We start from the raw sequence: 21,275 nt of genomic DNA on the forward strand, positions 1-21,275 counted from the left end.
AGCTACACGGCTGCCATGATCGGTGACCACTGCATCGCCATGATCGGAGACGCCATCGTCAAAGACACTCCGGGTTTTGACTATGAAGAAGCTTACACGCTGATGCGCAAAAACGCTTTCGAGGCCAATCCGGACTCCGGCAGCTATCGCGACGGGAAAGGCCGACGGGCAATGGAGTCTTACCTGAAATACAATTACGTGCCGTTAGAGGATCAAGTAACGGAAGCATTCCACCGTCGTGAACAAGTATCCCGCACACTGGAATATGCCTATGATGATTTTGTCCTTGCACAGGTTGCCAAGAAGTTAGGCAAGACAGACGATTATAAAGCACTCATCAAACGGGCGGAAAACTACCGGAACGTAATCGACCCCGAAACAGGCTATGCCCGTGGACGCCATGCCGACGGAACCTGGATCGAGCCATTCGATCCGTTTGCCTCCACTTCGTTCATCTGTGAAGGGACTCCTTACCACTACACCTGGTATGCTCCCCAGGACATAGCCGGACTGATCCGGCACATGGGCGGAAAAGAACGTTTCATCAACCGTCTGGACAACTTCTTCGAAGGGAACTATTACTGGCATGGCAACGAGCCGGGACACCACATCGCCTATCTTTTCGCTTATGCCGGTGAACCTTGGAAGACACAAAAATGGGTACATGATATCATCAACCGCGAGTATTTCACGACTCCCGACGGACTATCCGGCAACGACGATGCCGGCCAGATGTCATCCTGGCTGGTCTTCAGCATGGTCGGCTTCTATCCGGTCTGTCCGGGCATGCCCTACTACGTGATCGGCAGCCCGTCATTCGAAGAAAGCGTTATCACACTTGAAAACGGCAAGAAATTCACAATCGAAGCCAAAGGGGCATCGGAAAAGAATATCTACATTCAGTCGGCTACCCTTAACGGTCAGCCATACAACAAGAGCTACATCCTCCACAAAGACATCATGAACGGAGGCATCCTTTCGTTCGTCATGGGAGATAGCCCCAATAAAGAATGGGCTTCTTCCGCCGGATCGCTTCCACCTTCAATGGGGTTATAAAGAACGACGCATAAAAAAATCATTTACATATTCCTGCTCTGCCTCACCGTCCTACCAGACACAGGGCAGGAATTTTCAATATAGAGAAGGAAGCGGTAAAAATCGGAAAGGTAATCTACGTGGAATAAATATAGCTTTTCTTTTAAATTTTATTATATTTACGCGCTAATCGATAGGGTATATGGAATATTCAGCAGATTTAAAGGCCTTCAATCAATTATTCGCAGATTATCAAGGACGGTTCATCCGCTTTGCGAATATATATGTGAGGGATATAGCTGTTGCCGAAGATTTCACCATAGAGGCACTGATGCAATACTGGGAAAACCGGAACACGTTAAAGGCAGATTCCAATGTTCCGGCCTATATACTCACGATCATCAAAAACAAATGTATCAACTACCTGCAACATATACAAGTCAGGGAAGATGCCAGCGAACATCTGAAGAATCATGCCGAATGGGAACTGAACACCCGCATCTCCACCCTCGAAGCCTGCAATCCGGAAGAACTGTTTACAGCCGAAGCACAAGAAATCGTGAACAAGACATTGGCCTCCCTGCCAGAACAGACCCGCCGTATCTTCATCATGAGTCGCTACGAAAACAAACCTTACAAAGAGATCGCAGAAACACTCGGTATGACAACCAAAGGCGTGGAATACCATATCGCCCAGGCTCTGAAAAAGTTACATGTCAATCTGAAAGACTACATACCTCTGTTGGTATTCTTATCCTATATGAACTGATCCGGCCTTTCCGCCCATACACGGCTGTCTGGCTTTACTGAGTACCGAAAACAAAAGAGCGCAGAATCATGCGGACTTATCTTACCAATGATGTCCGCATAACTCAGCGCCCTTCCGTATTTATCTGCGTCTGGTAATATCAATCCCAGTACGTTTCCGCCAAGCGATCATCTCAACAATGTTACCATCCGGATCCAAAACAGCTCCTTCATAATAACCGTCACCAGTAATACGCGGCTCGCCTACGATCTTGTAACCGTCCGAACGGAATTGTTCGATCATGGCATCCACCTTCTCTTTCGATCCGGTAGAAAAGGCAAAATGGGCAAGTCCGATGAAGACATCTGCCGTTTCTTTGGTAATATCGGTCCGCTGCATGATTTCAAGTGAAGCCCCTCCCTCGAAAGTGACGAAATAAGAGGCAAAGCCTTTCTTCGGATTCACATACTTCTCGTTGCTTTTCCCATTGAAATACTTGATATAGAAATCACGCGAACGTTCCAGTTCGTTCGTCCAGATAGCGATATGAGCCAATTGCATATGTTATTCTTATTTACAAATCCGGCAACCGGCACATCTCGCCAGTTCTCCACGAAAACGTTTTTCTACTAATTTATGCAAACGGTCTTTCAAAGCATCCAGACGTACGTAATCGATCACGTCCGCGGTGAAAGCTACGCTTAACAACATGCGTGCCTCGTCACGAGGAATGCCGCGGCTCTGCATATAGAACAAAGCAGTTTCGTCCAACTGTCCGGTGGTCATGCCATGCGAACATTTCACATCGTCGGCATAGATTTCCAACTGAGGTTTGCTGTACATGCGAGCTTCACGGGTCGCACAAAGATTGCGGTTCGTCTGATAGGCCGCAGTCTTCTGTGCATCTTCCTTCACTAAAATACGGCCGCTGAACGCACCGACCGCATGATCGTCCAAAACATTCTTGAACAGTTCGTTGCTAGTACAATAAGGTACGGCATGCGTAATATGGCTATAGGTATCCAGCTGCTGTTCTTTGTCCAGGATCGACATACCGCACAAAGTCGCTTCAGCCTGTTCGCCGTTCAGCTCGATATAATAGTTGTTACGGGTAAGGCCGTTATTCAGCGTGATACCATTCACCAAAACATTACTTCCCGCTTCCTGCTTCACATGCACGGAGGCAAAACGAGTAGTCGACATGCTGCTCTCTTCGAGGTCGTAATAATCGAAGAAGGCACCTTCACCCGCAAAGATCTCAACAACCTGCGTGGCTAAGAACTTAACATCGTCGATGCTATGATCGCACACCAACAGCTTGGCTTCCGAACGAGGCTCCATAATCACCAGGATACGGCGGTTCGCCATCGTGTCTACATCGCTGCGGAAGATATTCACCAACTGGATCGGACGCTCCACTACGACACCTTCCGGCACATAGACCACAAAACCGTCCTGAGCCAACATAGTGTTCAAGGCAACGATACCATCCTTACCGGTTGGTGCCGCCTTGCCATAATAGCGGGAAGCCACTTCGGGATACTTTTCCATGAAAGTACGCATTCCCCCGGCATAAACACCTTCGGGAAGATGGGCTTTCGGTAACATCTTGTCATAGAAAGTATCATTCACCACAAAATAAAGCGAGGTACTCAGGTTGGGGACATCACAACGAAACACGTCGTACGGATTGACCGGGATATCAAGACGATTGATATTCACCCCGTAATCCGGAGCAAAAGCCTGCGCCACATCTGTATATTTATAATCTTCACTCTTCACCGTCGGAAAGCCCAACCGTTCCAAATCAGCCAAAGCCTCTGCACGCGGCAAATTCATCAACCCCGCCGCATGCCGGCAAATCAGATCCTCATAATGGGTGAAAAGATCGATATATTGTTGTTCTGCTTTCATTACTATCTAATTTTTTGGCATGGATTACACGGATTTCGCGTGTAATCCGTGCCTAATTATTCTTATTCTTCTCCCATCTCTTTCTTGATCCAGTCGTAGCCTTTTTCTTCGAGTTCGAGAGCCAGTTCGGGACCGGCGGTTTTGACAATACGTCCTTTGTAGAGGACATGGACCACGTCAGGCTTGATATAATCCAGCAGACGTTGGTAGTGCGTGATCACGATAGCCGCATTCTCTGGCGTACGAAGTTGGTTGACACCATTTGCCACGATGCGGAGGGCATCGATATCCAGACCGCTATCCGTCTCATCGAGAATCGCCAGCTTCGGTTCGAGCATTGCCATCTGGAAGATTTCGTTCCGCTTCTTCTCACCACCCGAAAAACCTTCGTTCACGCTGCGGCTCGCCAGCTTATTGTCCAATTCCACAATCGCACGCTTCTCGCGCATCAGCTTCAGGAAGTCGGTAGCCGAAACAGGTTCCAGCCCTTTATATTTACGATGTTCGTTCAAGGCGGCACGCATGAAGTTCACCATGCTGACTCCCGGAATCTCCACCGGATACTGGAAACTCAGGAAAATACCTTCACGGCTACGGTCTTCCGGTTCAAGATCCAACAGGTTCTTACCGTTGAAGATCACCTCCCCTTCCGTTACTTCGAATGCCGGATTACCGACCAACACACTGCTCAAGGTACTTTTTCCGGAACCGTTCGGCCCCATGATGGCGTGTACCTCACCCGCCTTGACAGAAAGGTTGATCCCTTTCAATATCTCTTTGCCATTGATATTGGCATGTAAGTTCTTTATCTCTAACATGACTTTATAATTTATGATTTATGCGATTTATGATTTATGATTTATGATTTATCATCAACGCATAAATCATAAATCATAAATCATAAAATCATCCTACGCTTCCTTCTAAAGAAATAGTCAGCAGCTTCTGTGCCTCCACGGCAAACTCCATAGGGAGCTTGTTCATTACCTCGCGGGCATACCCGTTGACGATCAGACCGACAGCTTCCTCGACCGAGATACCGCGCTGCCGGCAATAGAACAACTGCTCTTCGCTGATCTTGCTCGTCGTCGCTTCGTGTTCCACTACCGCCGTCTCGTTCTGGATATCGGCATAGGGGAAGGTATGGGCACCGCAAGTCGAACTAAGCAACAGGCTGTCGCACTGGCTATGATTACGGGCGCCTTCGGCACGGGGAGAAACTTTCACCAAGCCACGATAGCTGTTCTGGCTATGCCCAGCGGAGATACCCTTCGAGACGATCGTACTGCGAGTATTCCGTCCAAGGTGGATCATCTTCGTACCGGTGTCGGCCTGCTGGTAATTGTTGGTGACGGCCACCGAGTAGAACTCGCCTACCGAATTATCACCGGCCAGAATACAGCTTGGGTATTTCCAGGTAATAGCGGAACCAGTCTCCACCTGTGTCCAAGAGATCTTGCTCCCTTCGCCCTTGCACAGTCCGCGTTTAGTCACGAAGTTGTAGATACCTCCCTTTCCATCCTTGTCACCCGGATACCAGTTCTGGACGGTGGAATATTTCACTTCGGCCCGTTCATGCGCTACGATTTCGACGATAGCCGCATGAAGCTGGTTCTCATCGCGCATCGGGGCGGTACAACCTTCAAGGTAACTGACATAGGCTTCATCATCCGCCACAATCAATGTACGTTCGAACTGTCCGGTATTGGCCGCATTGATACGGAAATAGGTAGAAAGCTCCATCGGACAACGCACGCCTTTCGGGATATAGACAAACGAACCGTCCGAGAACACCGCCGAATTCAATGCGGCAAAGAAATTATCACGATAACTGACCACGCTTCCCAGATACTTCTGGACCAAATCGGGATGATGCTGGACGGCTTCGCTGAAAGAACAGAAGATAATGCCCTTCTCAGCAAGCGTCTCCTTGAATGTTGTCTTTACGGAGACGCTGTCCATCACTGCATCGACCGCCATCCCGCTAAGCTGCGCACGTTCGTGCAAAGGAATACCCAGTTTGTCGAAAGTCTTCATCAGTTCCGGATCGACCTCATCCAGGCTCTTCGGGCCTTCCTTCTTCTTCGGAGCGGCATAGTAGATGATATCCTGATAGTCGATCGGCGGGATATTCAGGTGAGGCCATGTCGGCATCTCCAGTGTCTGCCAATGGCGGAAGGCTTTCAAGCGGAACTCAAGCAGCCATTCCGGTTCATTCTTCTTGGCGGAAATAATACGAACAGTCTCTTCATCCAATCCGCGATGAATCACCTCCGTATCTATATCGGTAACGAATCCGTACTTATAATCACCGGTCGTCACCTCATTTAGTATGTCGTTTGAATCTTCCATTATACATTAAATATATTGTTCAAATTATGAAACCTATTCCTCCTTAAAAAACAAATTTTGGAAGTAAATGGTTGGGATTATTTCTTTGACTGAATTATAAAAACGGGATTCGACCTTTGCCTGGCGCGGGATCAGGACCGATCCCTTGTCTATCATCTCCATACTGTTCAGCAGAAGGCTGACAAACGCCATCATAAAGCAAAGCCCCAAGACACCACCCACCAAATGGTTCAGGACGCTCAACGGCGTCGCTCCCACGACACGAGTCAGAATCTCACCCGCCAGCAATATGACACCCACGATCAACAGGAAACCCGCCACGTAGCTGAGCACCGTCACTCCTTGTTCGGGAAACCAGCCCAATGCCAATATATATCCACGCAGCCAAAGTGCCGCCTTCGTACAAAAAAAGATCCCGACCAAAAGGGCTATAAGCGAAACAACCTGTTTGATGACTCCATCAAACAGGCCTTTCACAAATCCTATTCCTGCCAGACATAGCAATGTAATGTCCAACCAGTTCATGTTTACAATGTCTTCTTGATTTCCGTTTCTTCGTATGCCTCGATGATATCACCAACCTGAATATCATTGTAGTTGACAATGTTCAAACCACAATCCAAACCGGCAACCACTTCCTTCACATCATCCTTGAAACGTTTCAAAGATTCCAACTCTCCGGAATGAACCACGATACCGTCACGGATCACGCGCACCTTGTTCGAACGCTTGATCTTACCTTCACGTACCATACACCCGGCAATCGTACCCACTTTCGTGATCTTGAAGACCTGAAGCACTTCCACGTTCGCAGTGATCTCTTCCTTGATTTCCGGTGAAAGCATACCTTCCATAGCGCTCTTCACTTCTTCGATCGCATCATAGATAATCGAGTACAGACGGATTTCAACTCCCTCTTTCTCTGCCAGGCGGCGTGCAGGCAATGCCGGGCGCACCTGGAATCCGATAATAATCGCATCAGAAGCGGCAGCCAGTACGACATCCGATTCGGAGATCTGACCGACAGCCTTGTGGATCACGTTCACCTGGATTTCCTCTGTAGACAGACGGATCAGGGAGTCTGACAACGCTTCTACGGAACCGTCCACGTCACCCTTCACAATCACGTTCAGTTCTTGGAAGTTTCCGACTGCGATACGGCGACCGATATCATCCAGCGTAAGCATCTTCTGCGTACGTAGGCCCAACTCACGCTGCAACTGTTCGCGACGGTTGGCAATTTCGCGGGCTTCCTGGTCTGTTTCCAGTACGTTGAACGTATCGCCAGCCTGCGGAGCACCGTTCAGACCGAGGATCAGAGCCGGTTCGGAAGGACCAGCCTTTTCGATACGCTGGTTACGTTCGTTGAACATCGCTTTTACGCGACCGAAATGGGTTCCGGCCAGTACGATGTCACCGACCTTCAGTGTTCCGTTTTCAACCAACACGGTAGAAACATATCCACGTCCTTTGTCAAGTGAAGATTCGATGATGGAACCAACAGCACGTCTCTTCGGATTAGCCTTCAAGTCGAGCAAATCGGCTTCCAACAATACTTTTTCCAACAAGTCCTCCACACCGATACCTTTCTTGGCTGAAATTTCCTGGCTCTGGTACTTACCTCCCCAGTCTTCAACCAAATAATTCATGTTAGCCAGTTCCTCCTTGATCTTGTCAGGATTGGCATGAGGCTTGTCGATCTTATTGATAGCAAATACGATAGGTACACCAGCAGCCGAAGCATGGTTGATCGCTTCGACAGTCTGTGGCATGACATTATCGTCGGCAGCCACAATGATAATCGCGATATCCGTCACCTTGGCACCACGGGCACGCATGGCGGTAAAAGCCTCATGGCCCGGCGTATCCAGGAACGTGATACGACGCCCGCTCTGCAACTTCACGTTGTAAGCACCGATGTGCTGCGTGATACCTCCTGCCTCACCGGCAATTACGTTTGCATTACGGATATTATCCAACAAAGAGGTCTTACCGTGGTCAACGTGTCCCATCACAGTCACGATAGGAGGACGCGCCACCCAGTCTTCTTCGTTGTCGTCTTCTTCGTCGGCCTTGATGGCTTCCACCACTTCGGCACTTACATATTCGGTCTGGAAACCGAATTCTTCAGCTACGATATTAATTGTTTCCGCATCCAGACGCTGGTTAATGGAAACCATGATACCGATACTCATACAAGTACCGATAACCTGCGTCACAGGAACGTCCATCATGTTGGCAAGGTCATTGGCAGTCACAAACTCCGTCAGCTTCAACACCTTGCTTTCCATTTCTTCCTGTTCCATCAGTTCGTGTTCACGCTTCTGGATGGCATCGCGTTTGTCGCGACGGTACTTGGCACCTTTATTATTCTTATTTCCCTTGTTGGTCAGACGGGCCAAGGTTTCCTTTACCTGCTTCTGTACATCTTCCTCGCTGATTTCCGCCTTCACCGGCTTGCGTAGGCGCGGCTTGCGATCATCGTTCGGACGTGACGGGCGTGCATTAGTTCCCGGCGTATTGTTCACATCTACGCGGTCTTTCTTGATACGGTTACGTTTTTTCTTTGCATCCGTACCGCCTTCTCCCGGTTTGACAGGAGCACCTGGTCTTGCCGTTCCGTCTTTCGGTCCTTTATTGAAAAGCCCGTTACCCGACTGTTGCCCCGCTTTGTTACCGGCGAACTTCTCGCGCTTGTCTTCCCGCTCTTTCTTGCGTTCCTCCTTCGTCTTTTTCTTCGGACGGGTAGACTGATTCAACGCGTTCAGATCTATCTTCCCTGTCACCTTGATTTTCGACTCGAACTTCGGAGTATTCAACCGGAATAATCCCTCGTCAGAATCGTTGCCGGCAGATGCCGCCGGTTCTGCAGTCGCAGTCGTTGACTCTACATTTGCAGTTTTCGGCTCCTGTACAGGCTCCGGTTTCATCACTTCTGCTGGTTCCTTTTCCACTACTATAACTTTTTCTTCTTTTATCTCCTCAGGCTGCTGTTTCATTTCCGGGATTTTCACTTCAGGTATTTCCACCTCAGGTGCCTTTACTTCGGGGGTTTTCACCTCCTCAACCGGAGCATCAGCAGTTTTTGCAGCAGTGGCCGCCTCCACAGGCTTCTCCACTTTCTTTTCCACAGGAACGGAAACAGGCTGATGCTGCACCTCCTGCACTTTTTTATGCGGTCTGTCCAGATCGATCCGACCCTTCGTCACAATTTTGGGTCTGAATTCTTCCGGTATTACAGTCTTTATTTCCGAACTCTTTTCTTCTTTCACAGAAGAAGCTTCCCTGTGAGAACGTTCGGGCACGACCCGTTCACGCTCACGTCCGCCGTTCGGTAAATCTTTTCCAAACTCTTTTACGAGCAAAGCATACTGTTCATCACCGATTCGCGTGTTGGGATTGTTATCCTCAACCTCGAACCCTTTCTTGCGTAGAAACTCAACAACCGTGTTGATTCCTACATTTAATTTTCTCTGTACTTGTATTAATTTTATGGGCATATCAAACTTTGTCGTAATACTTATTCTTGAGGTTCTCCCTCTTCTTCTTCAAATTCGGCAGATAAGATAGCAAGTACCTCGTCAACAGTCTGTTCTTCGAGGTCGGCACGTTCTACAATCTCTTCGCGGTTCATAGCCAATACGCTCTTCGCCGTGTAGCACCCGATATTCTTCAGTGCTTCGATTACCCAGCTGTCAATTTCGTCCGAGAATTCATCCAAATAGATATCCTCTTCATCTGCACCTTCCACATCGCGGAAGACATCGATGGCGTATTCGGTCAGCATACAGGCAAGCTTGATATTCAAACCACCTTTACCGATAGCCAATGAAACTTCTTCAGGACGAAGATAAACCTCTGCCTTATGTTCTTCTTCGTTCACTCGTATAGAGGAAATTTTTGCCGGGCTTAATGCACGCTGGATAAACAGCGATATATTGGATGTATAATTAATAACATCGATGTTCTCGTTTCTCAGCTCGCGAACGATACCATGAATACGGGAACCTTTCATTCCGACGCAGGCGCCGACCGGGTCGATACGGTCATCGTACGACTCAACGGCCACTTTTGCTCTCTCTCCCGGAATACGGGCAATCGCCTTGATGGTGATCAGACCATCGTTGATTTCCGGAACTTCAAGTTCGAACAAACGCTGCAGGAACAATTTGTCTGTACGGGAAAGGATGATCTTCGGATTGTTGTTGTAGTTGTCCACCCGCTGTACGATAGCACGCACGGTTTCACCTTTACGGTAAAAATCAGTCGGGATCTGTTCTGTTTTCGGGAGCAGCAACTCATTACCCTCGTCATCCAACAACAGGATCTCCTTCTTCCATACCTGGTAAACATCGGCTGCGATGATATTGCCGATTTTATCCTTATACTTAGCAAACAAACTGTCTTTCTGCAATTCAAGTATTTTTGAAGCCAACGTCTGGCGCAGGTTCAGGATGGCACGACGTCCGAAATCGGCAAAATGCACTTCATCAGTCACCTCTTCGCCCACTTCACAGTCGGCATCGATCTTACGGGCCTCGGTCAGTGTCAGCTGAAGATTCTCGTCCTCCAGTTCGTCATCGGCGACAACCGTACGGTTTCTCCAGATTTCGAAGTCACCTTTTTCCGGGTTGATAATTACATCGTAATTTTCATCCGTACCGAACATTTTAGCGATCACGTTGCGGAATGAGTCTTCCAACACGCTGATCATCGTATCTTTATCTATATTTTTCAACTCCTTGAACTCAGCAAGTGTGTCAATCATACTGATTGTTTCCTCTTTCTTGGCCATAATCTTTTTACTTGAATCTTATTAGGTATTTTGTATATTTTATTTCATCGAATGTATATGACTGGTCTTCCCGGACAGTCACTTTACGCTTGGCTCCTTCGGGCTTCACTTGTTTTTCAACAGTGACCACCACCCCGTTTTCGTCGGCCGATTTCAATACGCCGGTCAACTTCGTACCGCTTTTAAGCAGCATTTCCACTTCGTTACCTATATTTTTCACATACTGGCGAAGCACTTTAAACGGAGATGTTATCCCTGCGGAACCGACTTCCAGTTCGAAGTCTTCCACATCACGGTCCAGGTGACCTTCCACATAGCGGCTCAACTCAGCGCAATCGTCGATACAAACACCCTCATCATTATCTATTTCTATGATAATCAGGTTACCTGGTTTTATTACTACATCCACTAAATAATTGCCGGAAGAAGCTAATTTCTCTTCTACCAACTGACTTATCACGTCCTTTTCAATCATATACATACAGTTAAGAACAAAAGAAGGGGACTGCCCGCCCCCTCCTCATCTTCGCTTAATCGTCTGCAAATATACAAATAATCAGTGAGTTTTCAAATAAATATATATTTTTTCTGCATGTTAAGAGATTTATCGCGTACATTTATACTTAATATGTCAAAAGTAAGCATATATCAGAACATTTGGTCATTACCCGTTTTTTTCGTTCCTTTGCCCTCGAATATAAGGGGTGCTTGCCGGAATGACGCCCAAAAACAGGAAGGCAGGCTGAGATTATACCCATTGAACCTGTACGGGTAATGCCGACGAAGGGAAAAAAGTGTATCTTCAGTAAAAACAGTCCACCTCTGCTATTCCTTTTAAAATTCAGGTTATCAAAAAGAAAAAGGATGAAAAGTGTTCTTATTATTGCCTCAACATTAATGGCATTGTCGGCGGAAGGCAAAACGACCGGACCGGCCGATTCTCTGAAAATCTCAAAAGACATCTCGCTGGACGAAGTGGTCGTCACCGCAACCAAAGTAGCCAAAGGGACACCGGTTGCCTACAGCGAACTGACAAAGGACGAGCTGAATCGTCGGAACGACGGACAAGGCATCCCCTTCCTGATCCTCCAATCGCCGTCCGTGATCATGACGTCAGATGCAGGGACAGGTATCGGCTATTCCGGTTTCCGCATCCGGGGGACGGATGCCAACCGTATCAACATCACAGTCAACGGAGTACCTGTAAACGACTCCGAGTCACACACGGTCTTCTGGGTGAACATGCCAGACTTTGCCTCCTCGGTCGATAATATCCAGATACAACGCGGAGCCGGGACCTCGACCAACGGGGCAGCCGCCTTCGGAGCAACCGTCGCCATGCAGACGCAGAAATCGGAGTTGAAACCTTATGCCGAATATTCGGTCTCGGCCGGATCGTTCGGGACAGTCAAGAACACTGTCAAGCTCGGAACCGGGCTTCTACAGGACCATTTCGTTTTCGATGCCCGCTATTCCAATATCCAGAGCGACGGATACATCGACCGGGCCAAGGCCAACATGCACTCTTACTTTGCTTCGGCGGCTTACTACGGAGACAACACGCTGATTCGCTTCCAGACTTTCGGCAGCATCGAGAAGACCTACCAGGCATGGACCGGCGTCCCTTCCTATCTGCTGGATTCAGACCGCACCTACAACCCTTGCGGGGAATATAAAGAAGACGGGGTCACCAAATATTACAAGAACCAAACAGACAATTACCGGCAGCAGAACTACCACCTGACAGCCAGCCAGCGCCTGAGCGATCTGTGGAACATGAACCTGACACTCCATTACACACATGGGGCAGGCTATTATGAAGATTATAAAGGAGGAGCCAAAGTCAAGGATTACAAACTGCCCCCATATATCGACAGCCAGGGAGACACCATCTCCAAGACGGACCTCGTCCGCCGCAAGTGGCTGGAAAACGACTTCTACGGAGCGATCTACAGCGCCAACTATCGGGGAGAGCGTTTGCAATTCTCAGCCGGAGCCGCCATCAACCGTTACGACGGCGACCACTTCGGGCGTGTCATGTGGGCGAAACAATCGAACAACCTTCCCGAACCGGACTACGAATATTACCGTAACACGGGTGACAAGCTGGATTACAATATGTACGCCAAAGCCAATTACCAGTTCCATCCCAACTTGAACGGTTATCTGGACATGCAGTACCGGGGCATCCACTACACGATCGAAGGCAGCGACGACAAAGCCGGCGACCACGTGAATGTCGACAAGCACTGGAACTTCTTCAACCCCAAGGCGGGCATTAACTTCCAGAAGGACGGCCACAACGCGTTCGTCTCGTTCTCGGTAGCCAACCGCGAACCGAACCGGGACAACTTCACCGAGGCCGGCCGGGACGAACGCCCGCAGCACGAGACGCTCTACGACTATGAAGCGGGTTACGGTTTCGGAAACTCCCGTTTCCATGTCGGCGCCAATCTTTACTTCATGGATTACAGCAACCAGCTGATCCTGACCGGCAAGATCAGCGAAATCGGCGAAGCCCTCACTTCCAATATCAAAGACAGCTACCGGATGGGAATAGAACTCACGGGAGGCGTGAAAATCGCCCGCTGGCTGGACTGGAGCGGAAACCTGACACTCAGCCGGAACAAGATCAAGAACTTCATCGAAAGCATCGAGGTTTACGATGCCGACTGGAACTTCCTACGCGAGGACCACAACGACTTAGGGACAACCGACATCGCCTTTTCGCCAGACATCATCGCCAACAGCATGTTCAATTTCAGCTGGAAACAATTCAGCGCAAGTTTCAACTCCCAGTTTGTCGGCCGCCAGTATATCGACAACACCTCTTGCAAAGACCGTTCCATCGATCCCTATTTCGTCAGCAACCTGCGTGTCGGCTACGTTTTCAAACCGAAGTTTATGAAGGAGATCGCCCTCGATGTCACGATCAACAATTTGTTCAACGAGCAATATGAAACCAATGCATGGGTATACTCGGCAATGGTCGACGGCGAACGTTACAAAGAAGACGGCTATTTCACCCAGGCGGGAACAAACGCAATGGCACGGGTAACATTCAAATTCTAAATGATGGAACAATTACTGGAATATTTCGGAGTACTGACCGGTCTGCTTTATCTCTTTCTGGAGATAAGGCAGCATCGTGCCATGTGGGTTGTCGGCTTCCTGACTTCCCTTGTCTATGTTTTTGTCTTTTTCTTTTCAAAGATATATGCGGATATGGGATTGAACATCTATTATGTAGCCATCAGCATATACGGTTTCTGGCAATGGACACGCAGCAAGGGCAGGCAAGAACAAACAGCGGAAGACATAGAGACAGCTCCTCAGGAGGTAATCCTCTACCGCAATATGACACTCCGTCTTTTTGCCGGGATCAGCTTTTCCATCGTTGCCCTGTTTGCGTTACTCTATTATGTCCTGCATTATCTCACCGATTCGCCGATACCGGCAGGCGATGCTTTTACCACCGCCGTCGGAATCGTCGCCACCTGGATGCTGGCACGCCGGATCGTCGAGCACTGGATCTTCTGGATCGTCGTCAACTGCGTATCCGTCTATCTTTATTACCTGCGTGGGCTCTATCCCACAATGTTTCTCTATATTTGCTACGCCATACTGGCGGCAGCCGGATTATACACTTGGAAAAAGAAAGGAATAAGAACAAATGATAGCACCTTATAATTGCGTAGTCGTGGCAAACGGCCGTTTTCCGCAAACAGCTTTACCGCTTCATCTTCTGCATCAAGCCTCCGTCGTCATCGCTTGTGACGGAGCCGTCGAGGCGTTGGATAAAGCAGGCATCACTCCGACAGCGATTGTCGGAGACCTCGACAGTATCCCATCCCGTTTTCGTGAACAGTATGCCGACCGCATCCATATCGTAGAGGACCAGGAAATAAACGACCTGACGAAATCCGTCCGCTTCGCCCACCGGTCCGGGCAGCAGGAAGTTCTGATATTAGGAGCTACCGGGCTGCGCGAAGACCATACGTTAGGCAATATCTCGTTGCTGATGGACTACGCCCCGCTGTTCCAACGGATAGAGATGCTTTCAGACTATGGGATCTTCACTCCTATCCTGCAAACGACAACACTGGAAAGTAAACCCGGAACCCAAGTGTCCCTTTTCTCGCTCGCCCCTTCCGGCACGATTTCCACCACCGGGCTGCGCTGGCCCATCCGCAACCGCCGGCTGACAGCCTGGTGGCAAGGCACGTTAAACGAGGCAACCGGTAACAACTTCACCGTCACCCTCTCAGCGGATGCCCGGATCATAGTTTACCGCACCCTCCAAATAATGTAGTTCAATTTTAGCAGATGTAAATCATCATTTGTATGTTTCAAATATTCTTATAATAAAAAGTCCCGAAGGGGATCTTTCGATCAGCCTTCGGGACAAAATACACCCTCAATTTTACAACTTAGTATTTATTCAAGCCTCACGGCTGTTTAATAAAAATGCTATTCAACAACCTGTCACGCAGGCAGCTTATTCAATTGAGAAGCTTTCCATTCGGGAAAACCATCAATATCGTCATACATGTGGAACTGCAACTTGTCATCCGCCACCCTCTTCAACTCCATTTTAGGAGCCAGTGGCAAACACATGTCATCCACTGCAAACAGTGCTTTCAACAAAACCACATCGTACCCCTCGCGGATTACTTCTTTCTGTAGTATCACCGGCACATTCAATTTGGCCAGATAATAAGCAGAACGTTCATACGCGCACCATGAATCGCCTTCGAGATATAAGTAGACACCATGCAGGTTGTCTATCTCGTTCATCAGAACCTTTTCGACATCCGCTATACGTTCCATAATCTTAATAATTTAAATTCTCAATCTTCTATATGCAAACTCTATATTACAAAGATATGGGTTAATGCCACAAAGGTTAGACTGTGAAAGTCTCAATCTTACTACTCAAAGCTATCAAAGAGCTGATTATCGGCCTCTTTCTTACGCAACTCGTCCAAATTGGCCGCTGCTTCCTTCACACCGGCAGCTTTTGCCTGTTCCAGCAGTTTTCCTGCCTCGTCCAGATTCCCATCCAGCAGGTTCAGGACACCACGCGCATGGATGGCTTCGGGGCTATTGCCGGCCTTAGCCAGATAAGTACGGGCCGCATCCAGATCGTTCTTCGACAATGCGATATTGGCGGCGTTCAGATTGGCGACAGGATCGTCGCTGTACATGCGGACCGCAATCTCGAACACTTCATTATATTCCTTGCTTCCGATCTCGTAGCTGTTAGCCACCGCGAACATTTCGCTCAAACTCAACTGCTGCGGACGCGTCTTGATAATCTCGCGTCCTTCTTCGACCGTAAAGAAACGCACCTGATAAGCGACACGGTAATCGGAACGGCGCAACGAAGGATAGATATTCTTCAATACATAACGGTAAAGAGCCCCTCCGTCCAAAGCAGCCAGCCTGGCGTCTTTCTTGTCCGGCTCGTCATTGCTGTTGATGATAGCCAGCACAGCCTCACGCGAAGGAACGCTCCGGTCAGCTTCGACTTTCGCTTTCAAACCTTCCCAATCTTCTGAACCGTTATCTAACGTAAACAGTTCCGGTTTGAAGTCGTGTTTCTTCCGTATATATTCGGCAAGCGCTTTCACACGATTGCCAGCCAGGACCGTATTGGACTTGTAGCTGCCTTCGGGCGACGCAAAACCTTTCAGGATAATGCCTTCGAGCGTGATGTTCTTATCGTTTACGACCGTACTGACCGTATTGTCGATCTTCGCCAGTTCCAGCGCATTGTTACGGAAATCCGGCAGGATCGCATATTTTCCCACCTGGAAGTCCAGATAAGCAGTCCCCACCTCGGCACGATGTTTTACCGTTTCCGCTTCCGGAGAGATATAAGCCAGGGTAGGCTGCACCTCATACCGCTTGTCGGGACGGGTCAGGACCTTGTCGGCCATCACGAGCGGAGCACCCTGTTCCTCTTTTCCACAACCGCACATGTTCGGGATCAGCACGAAGCGAGCGTCTTTCATCCACGGCTCAAACGGGATTACCGTCTTATAGTTGATGACGCTTTCGCTCTTTCCGGCCTGCACGACCAAAAAGCGGGGTTCATCCTGCAAGTTGTTCAAAGCGATCTCGCGGTCATACACTTTCTGGCTGATCCGTCCGTTCAGCAGGATGGAAGGCAGCCCTTCCTTCTGCGAAGCCGATTCCAAGACCGGTGTCAGGGAGAGGTTCTCGCGAGATTTGATCCGGCTGCCGTCGACCGTGATCACGGCGTCGATCACCAATTCGTTTCCTTTTTGTTTCAGTTCGTTACAAACCACTTTTACCGGGGCCTGAGCCAGGATAGCCGGAGAAACGACAGCCAGCAAAGCTGCTGCCGTATATATTTTCATTGTTTTCTTCATCGCTCCGATTATTTAATAAAGTAAATAATAGAAAGAGCAGCCTTCGTCACTCCGAAATAGTCTTTCGTTTCGCTCTTCTGAACCGTACCGCACGATGCGCACGGATATTTATCATAGTCCAGATGCGCCCATCCGACACCGATCACAGCCTCCATGCTCCAACGGTTGCTCAGCAGCCATTGGTAACCATAGGACAAGCCGGCTCCGTAGAGGTTGCCCTGATAACGATAATTCTCCATATTTTTACTCAGGAATTTGATCCCGCCGACATTATAATCGGCATAATGGGCATGCACTCCGAGAAAATGGCCGTTAAACTTCTCACATAGCCAATAACGCGCTTCCGGCTGAACCATCCAATGTTTCCAACGCATGTCGTCGCCAAACTTCCATCCGTTGTAGTTACCGGACAAGTCCAGTGTCCACTTCTTGCTCAATCCCATTTCAACACCGAGGTTGATCGTTGCAGTCGCGTCGTACAGCAAGTTTGACTTTACCGCAAACTTCTGCCCATAGACATTCGTCATGCCGGCTAGAAGCAAAAAGAGGAAAAGTACTTTTTTCATACACTTCATTTTTAATTATCTTTCGTTTTTCTATCCCATGTTAAACAGCAAAGGGGATAATACAGTTTATCCCGACACAAAAATAGAATAAGTCTTTACCACGCGCGGTAGGTGCTCGTTTCAAGTTTCACGGGCAAAGCTACCAAGAACGGACCGCGTGATATAAATACCGACGAAAAAAGGACAAGACGATAGAAATACCGATTAACACACGGAAATATTATCATATCGATTCATTTCTCCGACTCCCTCTCGAAACGCGCCCATTTGAGTTTTTTATTGACGACCTCCGAAGTGCGGACATGCATGCCCTTTACGAAAATGGATTCGGCTCGGATTTCGTTGATGCGGTCTACACGGCGGTATTTGGCGGAGATACCGAAAGTGCAAAAATCGTTCAGGCAGACATCGTAACCATCTTTCAACCGATCTATGATATAGTCTTCCATCAGCATCCACGAACGTGCCAGTTCCGAACGGAGGGAAGACGAACCGTGCGATATTTCTTCAAACATCCGCTCTTTGTTTATTGTGCCACGGCTGACTACTTTGGGATAAAAACCCGTTACTTTCTCGCTGTCCTCATTCAGGTTATCATAAATGGGGACAAATCTGTATTGTATACTCATACTATATTATTTTTATAAATGATTATCATGCTACACATCGACACCTTTCAACCCAACCACCTGATTATTTATCTATTATCAGGTGTCGATGTTGGTGTCGATACAGATGTCGATGTACTCACCCGACCGGTACATCGGCACCCGGTTCTTCTGTTTCCGGTATGACATAATAGTATTTCCGGTCTTTTTTCATCTTCTTCCGTACATTATATTTTTGCATTAATTGTCCGAACAACCTCAGCTTTGTTTCCGTAAGGTCTATTTTGCTCTGTTTGCTGATTGTCATCAATATTTCGGGTGCTGACAACGGCTCACAAACCTCCTCTTCCTCCGGAATACGGAAATAATGGAGGAACAACTCTTCCAGCAAAGGCCGCTTTTCGAACATCCGGTTATTCCGGTTCAAAAGCACCTCCTCTTCCGGGGTAAACCAATAGCGTTCACCTTCCCTCAAGGCACTGACCGCCTGGGCGTAGAGTTGAGGATAATCGATGGGTTCTATCCGGATCATCCCCTTCACCTCCACCCCGATAAAACGGCGGCTGCCGGTGGTATCGGTCAGCAAAGAGAACGTATTGGAGGTTGCGATAAACGAAGCGAACCGCCTCATCTCCTCCATGCTCTCGCCATAAGGCTTACGCAACGTCACTTTCGTCTTCTGAAGCAGGTTTTTCAAATAAGGCTGACGGGAAGCAGGTATCGAGTCGAACTCATCCAGGTTGATCAGCGCGAAACGGTTCAACGCCATCTCCGCATCCTTCCGGCTTCCCAAGTCGATCCCATCGACATAGTAAGACCGCAGTTCGGGTGGCAGAAGACTCTGGCAAAAAGAACTCTTACGGCAACCCTGCGGCCCGACCAACAGGGGTGACGTGCTATTGGCATGTTCCCTGTCCATCTGCAACCAGTGTGCCACCATACTGAGGAACCAAATATAAAAGAAATCCCTCCACTCCTTGTTTTCGCATGGCACACAATCGGCAAGGGCACGGATGCGGTCCTGCCCGTCCCAATGCGGCAGATCGAAAAGGAACTCCTCGATCGGCCAGTAATGGGAAACACGCCGGGAGTCCACGTAACGCTGCACGTCATATTCGATTGCCGATATCCCTTCCAACTGCGCCTCGAAACAGATGCTTTTAACCGCCTCGGCCGTCACCGGGCGATAGTCCGTAAACAGCGAATGTCGTTCGCGATACTCCTTGCATCCCTTCATCCGGTTGAACCTCAACTCATAACGCCTTGTCATAAACTCTTCCATCTGCATCGCCACCAGCATCCGCCGGGGCATACAGGGCCGTACGCTGCAATGTTTTTCTTTCCTGTAGACGTTCCCGAACGTCGCCCTCAACTCCATCTCCTGCTCCCTGCCGAACGGGTGTATCAGGGCAAAACGGACGGCATCTTCCTCCGGGATGGCGGATTGCCGGCATTTACGTGCCAGATGCACGATGAACTTTTTCCGTCCTTCATCGCCACCGTCTTCCGGCCCGACCTGCCGAAAGGTGTCGGTAAGGCTGGTTTCATAAAGGAGCGATATGCGTTTGTAGCGTTCATAGCCGGGCGCCATGCGCAACAGAGGGTCCGTCTCGGCATCGTGTGCCTCGCGTGTCGTCACAGGAGCAGGCATCTGCAAAGGTTGTTCCAGGCGGATCGGCAAGGCATCCGGATTATAATACAGGTCGGGATCATACGACACACGGCATCCTTGTTCCGGCGTCGGGCATCCTTCTTCTTTCCATTCGACGGGCAACTGGAGCTGTGCTTCGTAATAGCGTCCTGCACGAAGGCAGGCATGGGCGTGAAAAAGGCGCATATGCCTTTCCGTCTTTGGCAGCGAACCGTCCGACAAGGTAAAAGGAACCACGATTTTAACGCTCCGTCCGCTCGATCCTACAAACGAAGCGAGTGTCTGCGGAAATCCCGCCGCCCGGTCCCGTATGGCAGCCGCCTCCGCATAACCGATCAGGTTACCAATACTGAGCAGCACCAATCCTGCATAGGTAGCCACACCGATCCTCTCATCATCCCGCTTCAGCGTAACGCCAAACAAAACTACAGGTATCTTTTCTGCTGCAAGGCTTTTTATCCCGGGAGTCAGATAAGGAATGTTCTGCCGCAAGGTGGTCACCGGCTTCCGGCTATTTTCCGTTTTCATGGCGTTCAAGACAATGCTTAGTTCAAGGTTACGGAAAGCCGCCAGGTCCCCGCGAAGTTGCGTTATTTTCATATTAGCATTAGTTTTTAAATTTCCTGCAAGGTAAGGTTTATATTTCGGATATTCTATGTTTTTCAATTATTTTATGCACAAACTAATACAAAACATACCGGAAACTAACTCGAACCATACCATAAACTAATCCGGGACATACAGGAAAGTTGGGATAGGTAGTACTATGTATAAGGTATAGGTAGTACTATGAATTGCTAATAGGTAGTACTACCTATCGGTGTTATGTCGTACTATCTATCGAGAGTATGTAATATGCTATGAATTAGTTTATGGCATGGTTTGAGTTAGTTTGTGGGAAGATTCGGGATAGTTTGCGGGGAGATAGAGGTTTAAACTGCTGAAAAACGGGGGATACCGATATTGGCACCCCCCTATCAAAATTCAAGGGCTATGCCGAAACAGCCTTGTCTCCACACGCTTGGTGCGGGAACAAAGCTGTTTCGGCATAGCCCTTGAAAGACTAATAATCGCTTTGGTAATTAATTGAAGCCGAATTTGATCTCGCCTCCAGACTGAATATTTTCTATCACTATATTTAAAGAGCCTGTAGCCGGAACACTCTGTATCAATGCAGATGCTTCATACATATTGCCGACTTGAAAACC

18 protein-coding genes are annotated in these 21,275 nt (G+C 48.7%); 5 read left to right on the forward strand and 13 right to left on the reverse strand.

Annotated elements, in window-relative coordinates:
• Together BHV83_RS11955 and BHV83_RS11960 are read left to right on the forward strand one after the other, a co-directional pair.
• Positions 1-1,056: glycoside hydrolase family 92 protein (locus BHV83_RS11955; protein ID WP_286757558.1), on the forward strand; the 1,056-nt coding region annotated here is incomplete at its 5' end.
• Between the two features lie 181 nt (positions 1,057-1,237).
• On the forward strand, positions 1,238-1,804 hold the full coding sequence (locus BHV83_RS11960; protein WP_005637572.1) for an RNA polymerase sigma-70 factor: 567 nt from the start codon (positions 1,238-1,240) through the stop codon (positions 1,802-1,804).
• Positions 1,805-1,924: 120 nt separating this feature from the next.
• Here BHV83_RS11960 and BHV83_RS11965 read toward each other — a convergent pair whose 3' ends face one another.
• The 8 genes from BHV83_RS11965 to rimP form a co-directional block, all read right to left on the reverse strand.
• Positions 1,925-2,344: a VOC family protein gene (locus BHV83_RS11965; protein WP_022321401.1), complete on the reverse strand. Its 420-nt coding sequence runs from the start codon at positions 2,342-2,344 to the stop codon at positions 1,925-1,927.
• A 9-nt stretch (positions 2,345-2,353) separates the two neighbouring features.
• Complete coding sequence (gene sufD, locus BHV83_RS11970; RefSeq protein ID WP_005637576.1) at positions 2,354-3,697, reverse strand: Fe-S cluster assembly protein SufD; 1,344 nt, start codon at positions 3,695-3,697, stop codon at positions 2,354-2,356.
• Between the two features lie 62 nt (positions 3,698-3,759).
• A complete protein-coding gene (gene sufC, locus BHV83_RS11975) occupies positions 3,760-4,515 on the reverse strand; it encodes a Fe-S cluster assembly ATPase SufC (protein WP_046452219.1) in 756 nt (251 codons plus the stop codon).
• 88 nt (positions 4,516-4,603) lie between these two features.
• A complete protein-coding gene (gene sufB, locus BHV83_RS11980) occupies positions 4,604-6,049 on the reverse strand; it encodes a Fe-S cluster assembly protein SufB (protein ID WP_005637579.1) in 1,446 nt (481 codons plus the stop codon).
• A 33-nt stretch (positions 6,050-6,082) separates the two neighbouring features.
• Positions 6,083-6,574 carry a CvpA family protein gene (locus tag BHV83_RS11985; protein ID WP_005637581.1) on the reverse strand — a complete coding sequence of 164 codons (492 nt, stop codon included), beginning with the start codon at positions 6,572-6,574 and terminating at the stop codon, positions 6,083-6,085.
• 2 nt (positions 6,575-6,576) lie between these two features.
• Positions 6,577-9,549: a translation initiation factor IF-2 gene (gene infB / locus BHV83_RS11990; RefSeq protein ID WP_005650621.1), complete on the reverse strand. Its 2,973-nt coding sequence runs from the start codon at positions 9,547-9,549 to the stop codon at positions 6,577-6,579.
• 20 nt (positions 9,550-9,569) lie between these two features.
• Entirely contained in the window at positions 9,570-10,844 is a 1,275-nt protein-coding gene (gene nusA / locus BHV83_RS11995; protein ID WP_005637585.1) for a transcription termination factor NusA, read from the reverse strand.
• A 7-nt stretch (positions 10,845-10,851) separates the two neighbouring features.
• Positions 10,852-11,319: a ribosome assembly cofactor RimP gene (gene rimP / locus BHV83_RS12000; RefSeq protein WP_172676530.1), complete on the reverse strand. Its 468-nt coding sequence runs from the start codon at positions 11,317-11,319 to the stop codon at positions 10,852-10,854.
• 389 nt (positions 11,320-11,708) lie between these two features.
• Between rimP and BHV83_RS12005 the strand changes: the two genes are divergently transcribed.
• Genes BHV83_RS12005 through BHV83_RS12015 form a run of 3 tightly spaced genes read left to right on the forward strand, consistent with a single transcriptional unit; the run spans position 11,709 to position 15,156 of the window.
• Positions 11,709-13,916 (forward strand): TonB-dependent receptor, encoded by a 2,208-nt coding sequence (locus BHV83_RS12005; RefSeq protein WP_270658029.1) that lies wholly within the window; start codon positions 11,709-11,711, stop codon positions 13,914-13,916.
• A gap of 3 nt (positions 13,917-13,919) precedes the next feature.
• Positions 13,920-14,534 carry a nicotinamide riboside transporter PnuC gene (gene pnuC / locus BHV83_RS12010; protein WP_270658041.1) on the forward strand — a complete coding sequence of 205 codons (615 nt, stop codon included), beginning with the start codon at positions 13,920-13,922 and terminating at the stop codon, positions 14,532-14,534.
• Positions 14,518-15,156, forward strand: a complete 639-nt coding sequence (locus BHV83_RS12015; protein ID WP_005637592.1) for a thiamine diphosphokinase — start codon at positions 14,518-14,520, stop codon at positions 15,154-15,156. Before pnuC ends, BHV83_RS12015 begins: the two co-directional genes overlap by 17 nt.
• A gap of 173 nt (positions 15,157-15,329) precedes the next feature.
• Here the strand turns inward: BHV83_RS12015 and BHV83_RS12020 are convergent, their stop codons facing one another.
• From BHV83_RS12020 to BHV83_RS12040, 5 genes are all read right to left on the reverse strand, one after another.
• Positions 15,330-15,674, reverse strand: a complete 345-nt coding sequence (locus BHV83_RS12020; protein WP_005646929.1) for a hypothetical protein — start codon at positions 15,672-15,674, stop codon at positions 15,330-15,332.
• Positions 15,675-15,775: 101 nt separating this feature from the next.
• A complete protein-coding gene (locus BHV83_RS12025) occupies positions 15,776-17,242 on the reverse strand; it encodes a DUF3868 domain-containing protein (protein WP_270658031.1) in 1,467 nt (488 codons plus the stop codon).
• 8 nt (positions 17,243-17,250) lie between these two features.
• On the reverse strand, positions 17,251-17,808 hold the full coding sequence (locus BHV83_RS12030; protein ID WP_005650631.1) for a DUF3575 domain-containing protein: 558 nt from the start codon (positions 17,806-17,808) through the stop codon (positions 17,251-17,253).
• A 233-nt stretch (positions 17,809-18,041) separates the two neighbouring features.
• Complete coding sequence (locus tag BHV83_RS12035; RefSeq protein ID WP_005637603.1) at positions 18,042-18,437, reverse strand: HU family DNA-binding protein; 396 nt, start codon at positions 18,435-18,437, stop codon at positions 18,042-18,044.
• 118 nt (positions 18,438-18,555) lie between these two features.
• On the reverse strand, positions 18,556-20,667 hold the full coding sequence (locus tag BHV83_RS12040) for a VapE domain-containing protein (protein ID WP_270658033.1): 2,112 nt from the start codon (positions 20,665-20,667) through the stop codon (positions 18,556-18,558).
• Positions 20,668-21,275: the final 608 nt, after the last annotated feature.

This window comes from Parabacteroides sp. merdae-related_45_40, from assembly GCF_001915675.1.